This is a genomic window from Neobacillus sp. KR4-4, from assembly GCF_042136325.1.
GTDB lineage: Bacteria > Bacillota > Bacilli > Bacillales > Cytobacillaceae > Neobacillus.
In genome coordinates this window covers 25,291-42,611 of record NZ_JBHHJU010000031.1, presented here as the reverse complement: position 1 = coordinate 42,611, position 17,321 = coordinate 25,291, and the positions used below count along the sequence as shown (strand labels likewise).

Below are 17,321 nucleotides of genomic sequence, written 5' to 3'. Positions count from 1 at the left end.
TGTGGATATGGGTAAATTTAAAGTAGTCATTACCGATTGGGAATATGATGACCTTTGCTATGAAGAGCAGGTTTTTGAAGGGCATAGTGAAATTGAATTGGTCGGTGCCCAGTGCCGTACTGAGGAAGAAGTAATAAGTGCTTGCAAAGATGCTGACGGAATCATTAATCAATATGCACCTTTAAGTAAAAGAGTAATAGAATCTCTTGAAAAATGTCAGGTTATTACCAGGTATGGAGTGGGTGTAAATACAATAGATTTGGAAGCGGTTACGAAAAAGGGGGTTTGTGTAGCAAATGTCCCCGATTATTGTATGGATGAAGTTTCAGATCATGCATTAGCCCTTATCCTTTCCTGGACGAGGAAAATTGTGTTGGCAAACAACCAAGTGAAAAATGGAAATTGGGATTTTAAAGTGACAAAGCCTATTCAACGATTTAGAGGCCAAACTCTTGGACTGGTTGGGTTTGGCAAGATTCCACAAGCACTGGCTGAAAAAGTAATACCCCTAGGCTTTAATGTTATAGCAGCGGATCCATACTTTCCTGCCGAAGAAGCAAAGAAAAAAGGTGTTACTCTGGTATCTCTGGAAACTCTTGCTGAACAATCAGATGTTATTTCGGTACATGCCCCGCTTACACCAAGTACTAAGGGTATGATAGGCAAGGAGCTTTTTGCAAGGATGAAAAAAGCCCCATTGATTGTCAATACAGCAAGAGGTCCGGTCATTGACGAGCAGGCACTTATTGAGGCATTGCAAAACGGAAAAGTTTCTGGTGCAGCATTGGATGTTCTTGAAGAAGAACCAATTACCCATGACCATCCCTTTCTATCGATGGAAAATGTTATCGTTACACCACATGTAGCATGGTATTCAGAAGAAGCAGAAAAAGAAATGCGATTGAAGGCAGCAATGGGTGTTGTTGATGTCCTTATTCACGGCGAGTATCCGAAATATCTGGTAAACAAAGAGGTAAAAAAGCAATCAAGACTGGAAGAAGGCGTTTCATTAGAAAGATATGGCCAACTGGTTAAATAAAAGGGGGATAAAAAATGAAATCTTTGATTAAGAAAATCGGTGTAGGACTAATCCTGCCAAGTTTGCTCCTGTTAAGTGCATGTGGTTCAAGCTCAACTAGCAGCAGTACTAATGGTGAAGGAAAATCAAGCAGTATCCAGGAAAGAACCATCAAAGCAGGTATTGGATTAAATGAAGATCATCCAGAAGGGCTTGGATTGAAAAAATTTGCTGAAATTGTATCAGAGAAGAGCGGAGGAAAATTAAAAGTTAAGCCTTTCTACGCTGCAACTCTGGGTGATGACCAAAAAATGACTGAAGCACTTCAAGGAGGACTGCAGGAAATTACCATTCCATCCACTTCTCCTCTTGTAGGAATGATCAAGGAATATGGAATTTTTGACTTCCCATTCCTATTTAATAATGGTGAAGAGGCAGATGCGGTTCTAGATGGCCCTGTCGGCCAAAAGCTTCTTGATAAACTTCCGGAGCATGGGCTTATTGGACTGGGATACTGGGAAAATGGCTTCCGCCAGTTGACAAACAGTAAACACCCCGTTAAAACAGCGGAAGATTTTAAAGGCTTGAAAGTTAGAACGATGCAAAACGAAGTCCACCTTGCCGCTTTCAAGGATCTTGGTGCGAACCCTACTCCAATGGCGTTCTCCGAAGTATTTACAGCCTTGGAGAGCAAAACTGTTGATGGACAGGAAAATCCGCTTGCAACTATTAAGTCAAATAAATTCAATGAAGTTCAGGATTATTTAAGCCTTACAAAGCATGTTTACACTCCGTTTGTTTTCCTTGTTAGCAAGAAGTTCTGGGATGGTCTTTCTAAAGAAGAGCAAAAAATCCTGAAGGATTCAGCTATTGAAGCTGGAAAATATCAGCGCCAATTAAGCCGCGAAGAAGATAAGAAGGCAGTTGAAGATCTTAAAGCTGATGGCATGAAGGTTAATGAGGTTTCTGATGAAGAAAAAGCGAAAATGAAAGAAATCATTGCACCAGTAACAGAAAAGTTTGCAGAAAAGTTCGGAAAAGACTTGGTTGATGAGCTAAATGCAGAAATTGATAAGGTACGAAAATAGTTTAAATGATCCCGGGAGATGATGGGAAATGGAAATTATTAATGAGCTCTTGCGGGGAATTCCGATTCCTAAGATGGTAAAAGTCAGGCAAAAATTTCATGCTCCTGAAATAGAAAATGTGGAAGAAGCAGTCCGAGAAGCAATTGCCGAGGCAAAGGTAATGGCCCGGATCAAACCTGGAGATCTTGTAGCGATTGCAGTAGGATCAAGGGGCGTAGCAGACCTGCCAATTTTGGTAAGGGAAACGGCAAATGCGGTAAAAAATGCCGGAGGAAATCCTTTTATCGTACCTGCAATGGGCAGCCATGGCGGAGCCACAGCTGAAGGCCAGAAGGATGTGCTTGAGCAGCTGGGAGTAACGGAAGGAACAACAGGGGCCCCTGTCAAATCCAGTATGGAGGTCGTAGAGATTGGAAGGCTTGAAAATGGCCTTCCAATCTATATCGATAAACATGCTTATGAGGCTGATAAGGTAATTGTTATTAACAGGATTAAACCACATACTGCCTTTCGCGGGCCTGTTGAAAGCGGCTTGATGAAGATGATTACGATTGGCCTGGGAAAACAAAAAGGTGCGGAGGCGGCCCATGCGTACAGCTTTAAATATATGGCCGAGCATGTTGTAAAAATGGCTAAAATTGCAATTGCCAGGGTCCCTATTATTTTTGGGCTTGGGACGTTGGAGAATGCCTATGATCGACCGGCGAAAATAGTCGCCATTCCTTCTGAAGAAATTTTTACAAAAGAACCTTCATTATTGCTGGAAGCCAAATCGCTGATGCCAAGAATTATGTTTGATCCGATTGATGTTTTAGTTGTTAATGAAATTGGAAAAGATATTTCCGGCGATGGCATGGATCCAAATATTACTGGAAGGTATGCAACGCCTTATGCAAGCGGCGGCCCGAAGGTAACAAGGATCGCTGTTTTGGGCTTAACAAAAAAGACACACGGGAATGCAAATGGAATTGGAATGGCTGACATGTCCACTAAAAAAGTACTTGATGAAACTGATTTGGATAAAGGATATGCGAATGCCTTAACAAGTACCGTGATTGATGTGGTGAAGCTTCCAATGATTTTAGAGAACGAGGAACTGGCTGTAAAGGCAGCCATCAAAACGTGCAACGCCTTTGACTTAAGCAAAGCCCGGGTCGTAAGAATAAAAAATACACTTGATATTCATGAAATATGGATCTCAGAATCCCTGCTTGAAGAAGCACGACAGAATGAATTTATTGAGATATTATCTGAGCCTATAGAAATGGACTTATCGTCAAAGACTGCGGAGCAAGTATATTAAAAAGCAGTTTTGCTTTAGGTAAATGGAGGATCAATCATGACAGTAAAGTACCCCAATATCGAAAATAAGGTAAATCCTTATCGGGATAACGTCCAGGGCAAGGCAAATGAACCTATTTGTGTTGCGGGCTTATTGGACCGTTCCAAACAAATCCTTAGTACAGAAATGAAAGGGGTCAAGCCGGACTGGACACTTGAAGAAATTTATGACAGGCTTCATAACAATGCTCCGCGTATTGCCATAATTGGCGGGTCTCCTGACCATCCTGCGCATATCATGGATTTTCAGACGATTGCCAGGGCTGCCATTCGTATTTGGCAAAACGGCGGTGTTCCATTCCAGTTTTCGACCCCTGTTATGTGTGATGGAACTGCACAAAGCAACCAGGGGATGAGTTATTCCCTTCAGAGCAGAAATGCTGTTGCCCAAATGGTCGTAAACCAGATGGAAGCGCACAGCTACCATGGAGCATTTGTTATTCAGGGATGCGATAAACAGCCTCTGGGTGTTGTTTCTGCACTTGCACATCTGGACCGAATTAGAAGACATCGAAATGAAGCGCCATTTATTGCGACTTTTGCACCTGCCCATGTTCTAAAAGGAGGCACTATACCTGATTATCTTTTTGCAGAACTTGAAGAAGTGGCGGTAAAAGCAGAAGCTTCCGGTGCAGAGGATATTGCCTATGATTTAAGGGATGCATTAGCGTACATACTCCAATGTTCTTCTAACACGGCATTTCAGGGAGTATTAGAGAGGGCCAGGGAAAGAGGCATTATTTCCAAAGAGCAGCATGAAGATTATGAGAAAAGGCTTGCAGTTGCAACTTGCGATGGCCAAGGCGGTGTGTGTGCATTCAACGGTACCGGAAACAGTTCAAGACATCTTGTTGCTGGAATGGGTCTTGTCCACCCGGCATTGGAGCTTTTGACTGCTCCGCCTACGCAGTTTGAAGTAAACCAAGCGGTTGACTCACTTGCGCCTATGATAAATAATCCTGTATTCGGTGTTGCCAACATCATGGCAGCCAATATAAAGAATGCGATTAGAATTCACAGTGCTTCAGGAGGTTCCACGAACTTAATGATGCATATAGTTGCCGGGATGCTTTATGGCGGCTATAAATTTGATTTATGGGATTACGACCAGATACACCACGAAATTCCAATTCCAGATTTGTTCAATTACAGCCTTACCGAAGGGCGGGACATTTTTGCCCTTGCGATGCAATGCTGCAGCGGCCAAATCAAAGGGATGGAGACTTTGTTCTATGAACTTATTCAAAATGGCGTTCCCATGAATTTGGATGCGCCAACTGTTACAGGCTCAACCTGGGCAGAAAGGCTATCAGAAAAGCATAAATTGTACGCTTTAGGAGTAAAAGAGAATCCAATCATTTTATCAAAGCCAAGAAGGCTGTTTAGTGGAGTTGATGTCATTAAAGGCAATTTTTTTGAGAGTGCGGTGGTAAAAATTAGCGGGATGACAACAGATCAACTCGATACTTTCGACAAAAAAGCATCCTTCGTTCTTTTCTATGATAATGAAGAAACTGCCAATGAAAGCCTGTTGGATGAAAATCTTTTGGATAAGATTAAGAAAAACAAACAATTTAACTATGATTCTATGCTTGCAATGCTAAAGCAAAATGCCCTTGAAAAGTACGATCAATATAAGGCGCTGGAATATGATCAGCTATTTGAAAAGATGGTTGAGGAGGGCACTTTGAAAATATCGATTGTTGTGTCCGGGCAAGGGCCGGAAGCGTTTGGTATGCCTGAAATGTTTACACCTATGCAACATATTAATGCCAACAGAAAACTTAAACGAATTGCAACTCTTATAAGTGATGGAAGATATTCTGGTGTTACATATGGCGCAGCTATCGGGCATATGACGCCAGAAGCCAAGAATGGCGGAGGCATCCTTTATTTGCAAACTGGCGATGTTCTTTATCTTGAACTCCGAAGCAAGAAAATAGAGTTTTTGGATGAAACAGAATTCCAGAATGGAAGATTATCTTTCAATTTTGAAGATACAAAGAATGCAAGACAGGCGCTTGGAGAGCAGAGGCTTCTTAATATTCGCGAGCGTCAGAGACTTGTAGCAGCAAGCAATAGGATGGCAGGGCATACAGATGCAGCAAACGGTGTAGTACCATATGCTGTAGCGGAAGATGCTGTTTTTGATTATAAAAATGACGTCCTATTCCCTGTAAAGGAAGAATTGGCATAAGAAAAGTATATCGATGGGAGAGAGTAACTATGGAAAAAACACGAAAGTTCATTGAAAGTCTTGGATTCCCAAGTGGAGATCTTAACAGCCTGCCAGATTCACAGAAAACTTTTCCAGATGGGGCTCAATACAGAATCGAAATTCCAAGTGTCGAGGGACCTGCTGCCTTCAGGGAAGTCATTCAAGCATCCCAGGATTATGATGTAGAAATTCACAGAATTTCACAGGGAAGCGGAATCATGCTCTTAACAGATGACGAGCTGAAAGAAATGGCTGAACTAGGACAGGATAACAACCTTGAAGTTAGTTTATTTGTCGGTCCAAGAGGGACTTGGGATGTTACACCGATGTCCTGGGCAAGCGCTGGTAAGGTGATCGGGCTCAGGGTCGAAAGTATGGACCAGCTCGTATATTCTATTGAGGATATTAAGAGGGCCTGTGATTTTGGAATCAGAAGCATACTAGTTGCTGATGAAGGATTGCTTTGGCTGGTAAATGAGTTTAAGAAAAAAGGAGAGCTTCCTGAGGACCTTGTTGTTAAAATTTCCGTACAAATGGGGCAGGCGAACCCTGTATCCATTAAGTTGATGGAAGATATTGGAGCTTCTACTTTCAATGTTCCTACTGATTTAACTCTTGCCCGTCTCGCTGCAATCAGGCAGGCAATTGATATCCCTATTGATATTTATGTAGAAGTTCCGGATGATATCGGCGGTTTTATCAGGCATTATGAAATTCCTGAAATCATCCGTGTTGCAGCTCCTGTTTATATTAAATTCGGTCTGAAGAATGCACCAAATATTTACCCTTCAGGCACACATCTTGAAAAGACTGCAGTTGCTCTTTCAAGAGAACGGTTAAGAAGAGCGAAGATCGGGTTAGATATGATCAAACGATATGCACCGCATTTGAAGACCTCTAAAAAAGGAGCCATTGGCCTGGGAGTTCCAAAACAGGGAGTAGAAGTGAGGAGATAAAATCTTTCTACCCGTTTAAATAATACTGCTCAAAAGGGCAGAGTATGACATGAAGGTAAAACATGGTTTTACAATATAAAACAGGAGGGTTTTAAAATGAGAATCATTCGTTTCCTTGATAATAATTCACAAATTGTACTTGCTGCCTTAACCGATCAGGAAGAGGTTTACCCAATTCCTTTTAATGATTTTATGGAGTTGGTTAATTTAGCTGAAAAATCTGGAATTTCAACTCTAAAACTTGTTGAAACTTCCATTTCCGGCGTTACTGCGCTTAAAGAAAGGGTCGAAGATCTTCAACTTATCGTACCTATTGAAGCTCCTGAAGTTTGGGCCTCCGGCGTAACATATGAGAAAAGCAGGGATGCAAGAAACTATGAAGCTACTGGCGGAAAAGTCGATGTCGAAACTTGTTATGACAAAGTCTATGATGCAGAAAGGCCAGAAATCTTTTTTAAATCTACGGCTGCAAGGACAGTCGGGCCAAACACGCCTGTGTACTTAAGAAGTGATTCCAATTGGCAAATTCCAGAACCTGAAGTAGCTTTGGTCATTTCAAAGTCAGGCAAAATTGTCGGTTATACTGCTGGCAATGATATGAGCAGCCGCGATATTGAAGGGGAAAATCCTCTTTATTTGCCTCAGGCGAAAATCTGGAAACATTCCTGTTCGGTTGGGCCTGCTATCCGCCTGGCTGAAACAGTGGAGGATCCATATAATTTCCAAATAACTTGCCGTATTTATAGAAATAATAAATTGGTTGTTGAAGGAACCGCCAATACATCACAGTTAAAGAGAAGATTCGACGAACTCGTTTCTTTCCTGGAAAAAGATAATGAAATTTTTGATGGAACGGTTCTTATGACAGGAACATGCATTGTTCCTCCAAATGAGTTCACTCTTCAAGACAATGACCAAATTGAAATTGAAGTATCAACTATTGGTGTACTGTCCAATCCAGTAAAAGAACAGCAGCGAAGTAAAGAGGCTGTAAAATAATAGAATAAGTGGTATTTTACGAGTGAAGCGAAGTAATCTTACAATTCTACTTATTCTGTGTTTGGTGGTGTATTCATGGCAAGCAATTTAAAAACGGTAATGATGAAACCAATCGATAAGGTGGCCATTGCTTTAATGGCCATCCCACCCGATTCGGAAGTGGAAGTAACGTGCCAGGACAAAACTTTTAAAGTAATGATTTCAGAAGAAATAAAGTTTGGCCACAAGTTTGCAGTGGTTGATATGGAGCAGGGAGAAGAAATATTAAAATACGGCGAAGTTATCGGTCTCGCCACTAAAAAAATCCTTGCGGGTGAACATGTTCATGTTCATAACCTGGAAGGGATAAGGGGAAGGGGAGATAAGGTTGCAACTTGATCAAAACTTAACCTTCATGGGGTACAGAAGGCCTGATGGTAAAGTAGGGGTCAGGAATCATGTATTAATTTTGCCAACGATTACTTGTGCGACTCAGGCTGCACACCAGATTACCCAGCTTGTCCATGGAACAGTCAGTTTTATTCACCAGCATGGTTGTGCACAGGTGGGAGTTGATTATGAACAAACTTTCAGGACATATGTTGGTATGGGGCTTAACCCAAATGTCTATGGGGTAGTAGTGCTTGGCTTAGGGTGTGAAACACACCAGGCAAGAAGTGTTGCAGGAGAAATAGCCAAAAGCGGCAAGCCTGTAGAAGTTATTTCCATTCAAGATAGCGGTGGAACATTGATGGCCATTGCAGAAGGATCCAAAGCGGCGGCTAAAATGGTCCAGGAAGCTTCTGCACAAATGCGGGAGGTTTGCTATTTCAGCGAACTGACTATTGGTACGGAATGCGGGGGTTCGGATGCTTGTTCAGGAATTTCAGCAAACCCTGCAGTTGGCGTTGTAAGCGATATGATTGTCGAGGTTGGAGGGACTGCAATTCTTGCTGAAACAACTGAACTTATCGGTGCCGAGCATCTGTTGGCCAAACGGGCTACGAATGACAGAGTAGCAAAACGAGCTTATGAAATCATTGACATGATGGAAAAAAGAGCAATTTTAATGGGCGTCGACATTCGAACAGGAAATCCAAGCCCGGGTAATATAGAGGGCGGATTAAGTTCCCTGGAGGAAAAGTCCCTTGGTGCTTCAGCGAAATCCGGCACCAGCCCATTAACCGAAATCGTTGATTATGCCCAGACGCCTACTCAAAAGGGGCTTGTTTGGATGGATACCCCGGGCCACGATATTGAACAATTGACAGGGATGGCTGCTGGTGGAGCGCAGGTTGTTCTTTTTACAAGCGGAAGAGGGACACCAACCGGATCTCCTATTGTTCCAGTTATTAAGATTTCTACGAATACACCTATTTTTAATAAGATGAGTGAAAACATTGATATGAATGCTGGAACCATCATTGATGGCGAAGAATCCGTCGATGAAGTCGGCAAAAGAATCTTTCAAGAAATTGGCCAAGTGAGCTCAGGAAAACTGACCAAAGCTGAAATTTTAAAACAGCATGATTTTGGAATTTGGCGAATTGGCCCTACTTTTTAATCTATTTCAAATAAGAAGGAGAACAAAATGACTACACAAACACAAGCCAAAACATTTAAAAACTATATTAATGGAGAATGGGTTTCTTCCATAGAAAATAATACAGTAAAAAGCGTCAATCCAGCAGACAGGAATGAAATTGTGGGTTATGTATACCTTTCTGGAAAAGAAGACCTTGATCAGGCTGTTGCTGCAGCAAAGAGTGCCAAAACCAACTGGCGCAGGCTTTCTGGTGCTGCAAGAGGAGATTTCCTTTACAAAGCAGCCAATGTACTTGAAAGCCGTTTAGACGAAATTGCAGAAACAATGACACGCGAAATGGGAAAAACATTACCCGAGGCCAAAGGGGAAACAGCGAGAGGTATTGCTATTCTCCGTTACTATGCTGGCGAAGGAATGAGAAAAATCGGGGATGTCATCCCTTCTTCTGATAATGAAGCTCTCATGTTTACAACAAGGACGCCGCTTGGTGTCGTTGGGGTCATTTCCCCATGGAATTTCCCTGTTGCCATTCCAATTTGGAAAATGGCGCCGGCCTTGATATATGGAAACACTATTGTTATTAAACCGGCTACAGAAACTGCAGTTACAGCTGCTAAAGTAATTGAATGTTTCCATGAAGCAGGGTTCCCGGCTGGTGTTGTTAATTTTGTAACTGGTTCAGGCTCCGTGATTGGCCAAGGCCTTGTTGAACATCCAGATGTAAACGGGATTACATTTACAGGTTCAGACTATACTGGAAAAAGAGTCGGTGCTGCTGCTTTTGCAAGAGGTGCAAAATATCAGCTTGAAATGGGTGGAAAGAACCCTGTAATCATTGCTAAGGATGCAGATTTGGATTTGGCTGTCGAAGGAACCATTAGCGGCGGTCTAAGATCTACTGGGCAGAAATGTACGGCAACTAGCAGGGTTTTTGTAGACAATGATGTCTATGAAACTTTTAGGGAAAAACTACTTTCCAAAGTGAAAGAGATTAAAGTTGGCCATGGACTCGAAAGTGAATCCTGGATGGGTCCTTGTGCCAGTGAAAGCCAGTTAAATACAGTTCTTTCATATATTGAAAAAGGAAAGGCAGAAGGTGCGGAACTTTTATTTGGAGGAAACAGAGTAACAGGTAATGGCCTTGAAAATGGTTTTTATGTTGAGCCAACTGTTTTTGATAATGTTAACAATAATATGGCCATTGCCAGGGAAGAAATTTTCGGTCCTGTACTAGCCTTAATCCGATTCGATTCTTTAGAAGAAGCGATTGAATTGGCTAATGATACAGAATACGGCTTAAGTGCTTCTATTTATACAAAAGATATTTCAAAGATCCTTGCATTCATCAATGATATTGAAGCCGGCCTTGTTAGGGTAAATGCTGAAACTGCCGGTGTTGAGCTTCAGGCTCCATTTGGAGGAATGAAGCAATCAAGCTCACACTCACGTGAACAGGGGCAGGCAGCTATAGAGTTCTTTACTTCTATAAAAACTGTTTTCGTAAAAGCTTAAGCATGATTGGTTCTCCTCAACGATTGGGGAGAACCTTATTTAAATTTGGAGGCGTTGAAATGTTCCCAAAACATGTGAAGAGGGTGATAGGATGCTAGAATTGAAATATAACAAACTTCAAGAAATTTTAAGGGAAATGAAAACAGTAGTCATCGCCTTTTCGGGCGGTGTAGACAGTACGTTTTTATTGAAGGCTGCACTCGACACTCTGGGACGGGAAAATGTATTGGCTGTTACAGCTGATAGTGAAACATATCCGTTTGAGGAATTGCAAGAAGCAATTAAACTCGCCGAACTGCTTGGAGCAAGATATGAAGTGATTCAGACATCGGAATTAAATATTCCAGGTTATTCTGAGAACACATCAAACCGATGCTATTTTTGTAAAAAAAGCTTGTTCGAGCATCTTGTACCGATTATGAAAGAACATAATTACAATAATGTTGCTTTCGGCCTTATCGCAGATGATCTTGGGGAGCATAGGCCAGGTACAAAGGCAGCGAGAGAATATAATGTAAGGGGCCCGCTCCAGGAAGCTGATCTATATAAAAGTGAAATTCGTGAGCTATCACAACAAATGGGTCTCCCAACATGGGATAAGCCTTCCTTTGCTTGCCTATCGTCAAGGATAGCTTATGGAGAGCATATCACCATAGAAAAACTGAAAAAAATAGATAAATCAGAACAAGCTATTCGAGCTATTGGAATTCGGCAATTAAGGGTACGTACCCATGGTGAGATTGCTAGAATTGAAGTAGAACCACATGAGATGCAACGTTTATTGGAACATCATCATGAAATTACAGTAAAACTTCAAGAATTTGGATACACCTATGTTACGATGGATCTCATTGGCTATAAGAGTGGAAGTATGAATAAGGTTTTGCACAGTTAGGTAGAAACTGATAGAGAAAGGCCAACTGGTCCCTCGATTATCGGTATCAATAAAAGTTATAGTCCTTATAGGTCAATGCTTTGTAAAGTTTAAAGTATTGATCTTTTTTGTTTTTATCATAATAAATATTAAAAAGGTTACTAATGTTCAAATAATTGTAATATTTATGATGATTCTGAGGTTTCTAATTTGGGTATAATAGAAACAAAGAAAGGTGGAGGAATGAATGAGAAAACGTAATCTTAGCTTTAAGGAATTAGTGAATGATAATAAACAGGAAATAGAAAGTGATTTTAAAGCAATAGAAAGAATTGAGACGAAAATTGATGATAAACATTCGAAAAATTTGAAATATGCATGAGTACTAATTAGTAGAGCAACCCGCGGGGTTGCTCTTTTTTTTACTAGGGCAGGATTTTCTTTATAACTAAGAGGCTTCTTTTTTACTAAATAGGGAATTGTATTAAACACATACTTAATATGGAAGGAGTCATTTGATGCCAGAGCTTCCTGAGATGGAAAACTATAAAATCCTATTAAATCAAAAAATTGCAGGTCAAACGATAACAGAAGTACAAATAAATCGAGAAAAATCAATCAATTTAAACCCTGCCCTATTTATTAAAACGTGTCACCATCAAAAAATAATTGATATCAACAGAAGGGGAAAGCATTTACTTTTTCACTTGCAAAATGGTCAAATTCTTTTACTCCATTTAATGCTTGGAGGTTGGATATATTATGGGACTGAAGCAGATAAGCCAAAACGAACGGTTCAGATACGTTTATCCTTTGGTGAACAACACCTGTACTTTATTGGCCTCCGCCTCGGATATTTCAATCTATATAATCAAAGAGAAATAGATCAGCACCTAGCACATTTAGGTCCAGAACCGTTATCCACTGATTTCTCATTAGAAAATTTTTTAAAAAGAATTGGCCAAAAGCATGGCCGGTTAAAAACGACAATGATTGATCAAGAGTTTATCGCAGGAATCGGAAATTGTTATTCTGCTGAAATCTGTTACGATGCCGGTATCATTCCTACAAAGGACATTGATGATATTGGCGAGTCAGAGCGAGAGAAACTGTATCAATCAATCAGAACAATCCTCCAAAAAGGCATACAACATGGCGGTTACATGGATAATCCGCTCTTTAAGGATGATAAATTAACAGGCGGGTTTAATGATTTGTGTCAGGTGTATGATCGTGAGGGTGAAAAATGTAATAGATGCGAGTCTATTATCAAAATGGAAACAATATCATCAAGGAAAACCTTTTATTGCCCTATTTGTCAAACATAGTTTACAGAATCTCGTCGAATGCGGCGAGATTTTTTTTGAAAAATTAAACTTTGTTATTTTGTCAAAAAAAATAAAACTTATTGTTTCGATTTTCGTCCCAATGTAATATACTATATACAAATAAGTATAACACATTTATAATAAACCTAATGAATATAACGTATTTAATGTGATTAAGGGGGGGGTAATGATTAAATTATCTAAACGCCAGGACGAAATCCTTGAGATTGTTAAACAAAATGGACCAATCACAGGGAAAGACATCGCAGAGAAACTTTCATTAACAAGAGCTGCTTTAAGACCCGACCTCGCTATATTAACGATGTCTGGAAACTTAGAAGCAAGGCCTCGGGTGGGTTATTATTTTAATGAAAGCTATGAATCAAAGCAGCAAGCGAAGAAATTCATCCTTCAAAAGGTAAAAGATTATAAGGCCCTTCCAGTCGTGGTTGAAAAATCTACTTCCGTCTATGATGCAATTGTTCAACTATTCCTAGAGGATGTTGGAACACTCTATATTGTTGATTCTAAAGGCCATTTAGCTGGGGTTGTATCTCGAAAGGATTTGCTCAGAGCATCACTAGGAAATCATAATCTACATGAATTGCCTGTTAGTGTGATCATGACGAGAATGCCAAATATTATGACGATTAATCCCGAAGAAACCTTGCTCGAGGCAGCTAAAAAGATGATTCATAATCACATTGACTCCTTACCAGTTGTAAAAGAAGTAGATGGCCAAAAAAATACATATTTACTTCTTGGCCGCATTACTAAAACAACGATTACACGAGCATATTTAGAAATGATGGAAAATAAATGAAGCGAAGGAGAGTGGCTGTCTTTTGGTACATAAAGAAGTAGTCTATGTTGTATCCGATTCAGTAGGAGAAACCGCTGAGTTTGTTGTCAAAGCAGTAGCAACACAGTTTAATGGCGGGCAGGTTGAAATTCGGCGGAATTCCTATGTGGATGACTTCGAAGATATTGAGGATATGATTTTATTGGCGAAAAAAGGCCCTGCTATTATAGCCTATACAATCGTTGTACCGGCATTAAAAAATTATTTAGATCACCGTGCCGAAGAAGAAGGAATTTTGGCAGTTGATCTATTAAGTCCATTAATGAATGCGTTTGAAACGAGCTTCCATAAACAGCCGCACCATCGTCCAGGTTTAATGAGAAAATTGGATGAGGAATATTTCCGGAAAATTGAAGCCATCGAATTTGCTGTCAAATATGATGACGGCCGTGATCCAAGAGGGATTACAAAGGCTGATATTGTACTAATTGGTGTGTCACGTACATCGAAAACTCCCTTGTCTATGTACTTAGCTCACAAACGCTTTAAAGTGGCTAATGTACCGCTAGTACCAGAGGTGGCACCTCCAGAAGAATTGTTCAATATACCGCGCAAAAATTGTATTGGATTAATTATTTCACCAGATAAGTTGAATGAAATTCGCAAAGAACGTCTAAAAGCAATGGGGTTAGCCTCACAGGCGAATTACGCTAGCTTTAAGCGTATCCTTGATGAACTAGATCACGCGGAAAAAGTGATGAAACGCGTGGGCTGTCCAGTCATTGATGTCTCAAATAAGGCCGTAGAAGAAACAGCAGGTTTAATCTTAGACGTGTTAAAAAAGGAGAGGGGTTTATAATATGGAGAAATTCGTTTATTTATTTCATGAAGGAAATGGCAATATGAAAGGTTTGCTCGGGGGGAAAGGTGCGAACCTAGCGGAAATGACGCGAATTGGACTGCCGGTGCCTTATGGTTTTACGATCTCTACACAGGCATGCAATGCATTCTATGAAGCTAGCAAAACGATTCCTACCATTGTTGAAGTTCAAACGTTAGAAGCCCTCGCGCGTCTTGAGGAGAAAATGGGGAAAAAGCTCGGCGATCCGGAGAATCCTTTACTAGTTTCTGTACGATCTGGTTCTGTTTTCTCCATGCCTGGTATGATGGATACCATTTTGAACCTAGGGATGAATGATGAAACCGTGGTAGGAATGGCAAACTTAACGAATAATCCGCGTTTTGCCTATGATTCTTACCGCCGCTTCATTCAAATGTTTAGTAATGTCGTCCTTAATATTGATACCTACTTTTTCGAACAATTATTAGAAGAGATTCGTGAAGAAAAGGGCTATTCTTCTGACCCGGAAATGAGTGCGGAAGACTGGAAAGAAGTCATTATTGGCTATAAAGAAATCGTCAAAAAACATACTAGAAAGAATTTCCCACAAGATCCAAAAGAGCAATTATTCCTTGCTATTCATGCTGTGTTTAATTCTTGGAATAATCAGCGGGCGATTGTCTACCGCCGCCTGAATAAAATTGCGGACCATTTAGGAACAGCCGTAAACATTCAAAGTATGGTGTTCGGAAATATGGGTAATGATTCAGGCACTGGTGTGGCCTTTACTAGAAACCCTTCGACTGGTGAGCATGTCCTTTATGGTGAATACTTAATTAATGCCCAGGGAGAAGATGTGGTTGCAGGGATTCGTACTCCACAGCCGATCGCCACATTAAAAGACGAGATGCCTGGAGTATATAAGCAATTCACTGAAACTTGTAAGAAACTCGAGTCCCATTATGAAGAAATGCAGGACATCGAGTTCACGGTTGAACGCGGCAAGCTTTTTATCCTGCAAACTCGTCACGGTAAAAGGACCGCACAAGCGGCTATCCGCATTGCGGTGGAAATGGTCGAGGAAGGAATTATCGATAAAAAGACCGCCTTGCTTCGTGTCGACCCTGACCAACTTAATCAACTCCTGCATCGCCGGATAGACGATAAATTTCAGAAAACAGTAGTAGCGAAAGGCTTACCGGCTTCACCAGGAGCAGCGACAGGCCAGGTTGTTTTTGATGCAGATGAAGCGGAACAATTAAGCATTGATGGGAAAAAAGTAATCCTTGTTCGTCCGGAAACAACACCGGATGATATCCACGGAATCGTTGCATCCCAAGCTATATTGACAAGCCGAGGAGGAATGACCAGCCATGCTGCCGTTGTTGCACGTGGAATGGGGAAAGCCTGTATCTGCGGATGCGAAGCCTTAAAGATTGACTTAAAGGCTAAACAGTTTACGGTAGGCGATCAAGTGGTTAGTTATGGAGATATCATTACGATTGATGGCTCCACTGGTGAAGTAATGCTGGGAGAAATTCCAATGATTGACCCAGAACTATCGGATGAATTCCAGTTGTTGCTTGCATGGGCAGACCAAGAACGAAAACTAGGGGTCCGTGCCAATGCAGATAATCCTGAAGATGCAAGAAAGGCATTCGAATTCGGTGCAGGCGGAATTGGATTATGTCGTACGGAACATATGTTTATGGACTTGAAACGGATTCCAATTGTCCAAAAAATGATTCTTGCTGAAAATTATAATGAGAGAATGGTAGCGTTGAATCAGCTTTTACCAATGCAGCAAGGAGATTTTGAAGGAATCTTTGAAGAAATGAAAGGATTACCTGTCACTATTCGGTTACTTGATCCGCCGTTGCATGAATTTTTACCAAATAAAGAGGATTTGTTGGTGGAAGTGACGAAACTTCAAATCTTAGATCCTCAATCACCAGAATTAAAAGCGAAAGAACAGTTGCTGAAAAAAGTTCGTCAATTAGATGAGTTTAACCCGATGCTTGGCCACCGTGGCTGCCGCCTTGGAATGATTTATCCAGAGATTTACGAAATGCAAGCGAAAGCCATTTTCTATGCAGCGGCAACGCTTGCAGACAAAGGTATTGAAGTACAGCCAGAAATTATGATTCCTTTGGTTGGTCATGTGAATGAGTTAAAGGATATGCGTAAATTGGTAATTGATGCGGCAGTAGTGGTTCAAGAAGAAACAGGGAAGAACTTCGAGTACACAATTGGAACCATGATTGAAATTCCACGTGCTGCTTTAACTGCTGACAAAATTGCCGAAGAAGCAGATTTCTTCTCCTTTGGTACCAATGATTTAACTCAAACCACATTCGGCTACAGTCGTGATGATGCCGAAGGAAAGTTCTTGCAAGCTTATATCGAAAATAAAGTGCTGCCGGAAAATCCATTTGCGGTTCTCGATCAAGATGGTGTAGGAAAACTCGTGGAAACAGGCGTCAAGTTGGGCCGTGGAACAAAGCCTTCGTTAAAAACTGGAATTTGCGGTGAGCATGGCGGAGAAAAGACCTCCATTGATTTCTGTTACAAAACAGGCTTAGATTATGTCAGCTGTTCGCCATACCGTGTACCACTTGCACGATTGGCAGCAGCACAGGCAACGATTCGCCATAAATTAAACAAAGCAGAAGTATATACAACAGCATAAAGCAAGGAAAAGGGATGTGTGCAAAGTAAGGTGCACCATCCTTTTTTATTTTCCCAAGGGTGTTACGAACTTATATGGGATTAGGATACTTTATTCTGCTTATACTATAAAAAAACAGAAAAAGGGGACT

The 17,321-nt window shown here is 40.9% G+C and carries 15 protein-coding genes; all 15 read left to right on the top strand.

What is annotated here, in order from left to right; translation table 11 throughout:
* The first annotated feature begins 7 nt into the window (after positions 1-7).
* Positions 8-1,039: a C-terminal binding protein gene (locus ACE198_RS23665; protein ID WP_375377263.1), complete on the top strand. Its 1,032-nt coding sequence runs from the start codon at positions 8-10 to the stop codon at positions 1,037-1,039.
* 14 nt (positions 1,040-1,053) lie between these two features.
* On the top strand, positions 1,054-2,106 hold the full coding sequence (locus ACE198_RS23660; protein ID WP_251463172.1) for a TRAP transporter substrate-binding protein: 1,053 nt from the start codon (positions 1,054-1,056) through the stop codon (positions 2,104-2,106).
* Between the two features lie 28 nt (positions 2,107-2,134).
* A complete protein-coding gene (locus tag ACE198_RS23655) occupies positions 2,135-3,409 on the top strand; it encodes a nickel pincer cofactor-dependent isomerase, group 22 (RefSeq protein WP_375377262.1) in 1,275 nt (424 codons plus the stop codon).
* Positions 3,410-3,445: 36 nt separating this feature from the next.
* Entirely contained in the window at positions 3,446-5,644 is a 2,199-nt protein-coding gene (locus tag ACE198_RS23650; RefSeq protein ID WP_375377261.1) for a dihydroxy-acid dehydratase domain-containing protein, read from the top strand.
* 29 nt (positions 5,645-5,673) lie between these two features.
* Complete coding sequence (locus ACE198_RS23645) at positions 5,674-6,621, top strand: U32 family peptidase (RefSeq protein ID WP_375377260.1); 948 nt, start codon at positions 5,674-5,676, stop codon at positions 6,619-6,621.
* A gap of 96 nt (positions 6,622-6,717) precedes the next feature.
* Positions 6,718-7,620 (top strand): fumarylacetoacetate hydrolase family protein, encoded by a 903-nt coding sequence (locus ACE198_RS23640; protein ID WP_375377259.1) that lies wholly within the window; start codon positions 6,718-6,720, stop codon positions 7,618-7,620.
* 75 nt (positions 7,621-7,695) lie between these two features.
* Positions 7,696-7,998 (top strand): UxaA family hydrolase, encoded by a 303-nt coding sequence (locus ACE198_RS23635; RefSeq protein ID WP_098573820.1) that lies wholly within the window; start codon positions 7,696-7,698, stop codon positions 7,996-7,998.
* Positions 7,999-8,014: 16 nt separating this feature from the next.
* Positions 8,015-9,163 (top strand): UxaA family hydrolase, encoded by a 1,149-nt coding sequence (locus ACE198_RS23630; RefSeq protein ID WP_375377282.1) that lies wholly within the window; start codon positions 8,015-8,017, stop codon positions 9,161-9,163.
* Between the two features lie 27 nt (positions 9,164-9,190).
* Positions 9,191-10,657, top strand: a complete 1,467-nt coding sequence (gucD, locus tag ACE198_RS23625) for an alpha-ketoglutaric semialdehyde dehydrogenase GucD (RefSeq protein WP_375377258.1) — start codon at positions 9,191-9,193, stop codon at positions 10,655-10,657.
* 91 nt (positions 10,658-10,748) lie between these two features.
* On the top strand, positions 10,749-11,552 hold the full coding sequence (larE, locus tag ACE198_RS23620) for an ATP-dependent sacrificial sulfur transferase LarE (protein WP_375377257.1): 804 nt from the start codon (positions 10,749-10,751) through the stop codon (positions 11,550-11,552).
* A gap of 226 nt (positions 11,553-11,778) precedes the next feature.
* A complete protein-coding gene (locus ACE198_RS23615; protein ID WP_375377256.1) occupies positions 11,779-11,913 on the top strand; it encodes an FbpB family small basic protein in 135 nt (44 codons plus the stop codon).
* 136 nt (positions 11,914-12,049) lie between these two features.
* A complete protein-coding gene (locus ACE198_RS23610; RefSeq protein WP_375377255.1) occupies positions 12,050-12,859 on the top strand; it encodes an Fpg/Nei family DNA glycosylase in 810 nt (269 codons plus the stop codon).
* Positions 12,860-13,046: 187 nt separating this feature from the next.
* The gene (ccpN, locus tag ACE198_RS23605; protein WP_375377254.1) at positions 13,047-13,682 is read left to right on the top strand and encodes a transcriptional regulator CcpN; all 636 of its coding nucleotides are present in this window, start codon (positions 13,047-13,049) and stop codon (positions 13,680-13,682) included.
* 22 nt (positions 13,683-13,704) lie between these two features.
* Positions 13,705-14,520 (top strand): pyruvate, water dikinase regulatory protein, encoded by an 816-nt coding sequence (locus ACE198_RS23600; protein WP_375377253.1) that lies wholly within the window; start codon positions 13,705-13,707, stop codon positions 14,518-14,520.
* A 1-nt stretch (position 14,521) separates the two neighbouring features.
* Positions 14,522-17,191, top strand: a complete 2,670-nt coding sequence (gene ppdK, locus ACE198_RS23595) for a pyruvate, phosphate dikinase (RefSeq protein ID WP_375377252.1) — start codon at positions 14,522-14,524, stop codon at positions 17,189-17,191.
* The last annotated feature ends 130 nt before the right edge of the window (positions 17,192-17,321 follow it).

Bases quoted from the DNA above. Each gene is read 5' to 3' on its own strand.
- ACE198_RS23665 (WP_375377263.1), top strand. From the start codon at position 8: ATGGGTAAATTTAAAGTAGTCATTACCGATTGGGAATATGATGACCTT.
- ACE198_RS23655 (WP_375377262.1), top strand. From the start codon at position 2,135: ATGGAAATTATTAATGAGCTCTTGCGGGGAATTCCGATTCCTAAGATG.
- gucD (WP_375377258.1), top strand. From the start codon at position 9,191: ATGACTACACAAACACAAGCCAAAACATTTAAAAACTATATTAATGGA.
- ACE198_RS23640 (WP_375377259.1), top strand. From the start codon at position 6,718: ATGAGAATCATTCGTTTCCTTGATAATAATTCACAAATTGTACTTGCT.
- ACE198_RS23660 (WP_251463172.1), top strand. From the start codon at position 1,054: ATGAAATCTTTGATTAAGAAAATCGGTGTAGGACTAATCCTGCCAAGT.
- ACE198_RS23635 (WP_098573820.1), top strand. From the start codon at position 7,696: ATGGCAAGCAATTTAAAAACGGTAATGATGAAACCAATCGATAAGGTG.
- ACE198_RS23615 (WP_375377256.1), top strand. From the start codon at position 11,779: ATGAGAAAACGTAATCTTAGCTTTAAGGAATTAGTGAATGATAATAAA.
- ACE198_RS23630 (WP_375377282.1), top strand. From the start codon at position 8,015: ATGGGGTACAGAAGGCCTGATGGTAAAGTAGGGGTCAGGAATCATGTA.
- ACE198_RS23645 (WP_375377260.1), top strand. From the start codon at position 5,674: ATGGAAAAAACACGAAAGTTCATTGAAAGTCTTGGATTCCCAAGTGGA.
- ppdK (WP_375377252.1), top strand. From the start codon at position 14,522: ATGGAGAAATTCGTTTATTTATTTCATGAAGGAAATGGCAATATGAAA.
- ACE198_RS23650 (WP_375377261.1), top strand. From the start codon at position 3,446: ATGACAGTAAAGTACCCCAATATCGAAAATAAGGTAAATCCTTATCGG.
- ccpN (WP_375377254.1), top strand. From the start codon at position 13,047: ATGATTAAATTATCTAAACGCCAGGACGAAATCCTTGAGATTGTTAAA.
- ACE198_RS23610 (WP_375377255.1), top strand. From the start codon at position 12,050: ATGCCAGAGCTTCCTGAGATGGAAAACTATAAAATCCTATTAAATCAA.
- larE (WP_375377257.1), top strand. From the start codon at position 10,749: ATGCTAGAATTGAAATATAACAAACTTCAAGAAATTTTAAGGGAAATG.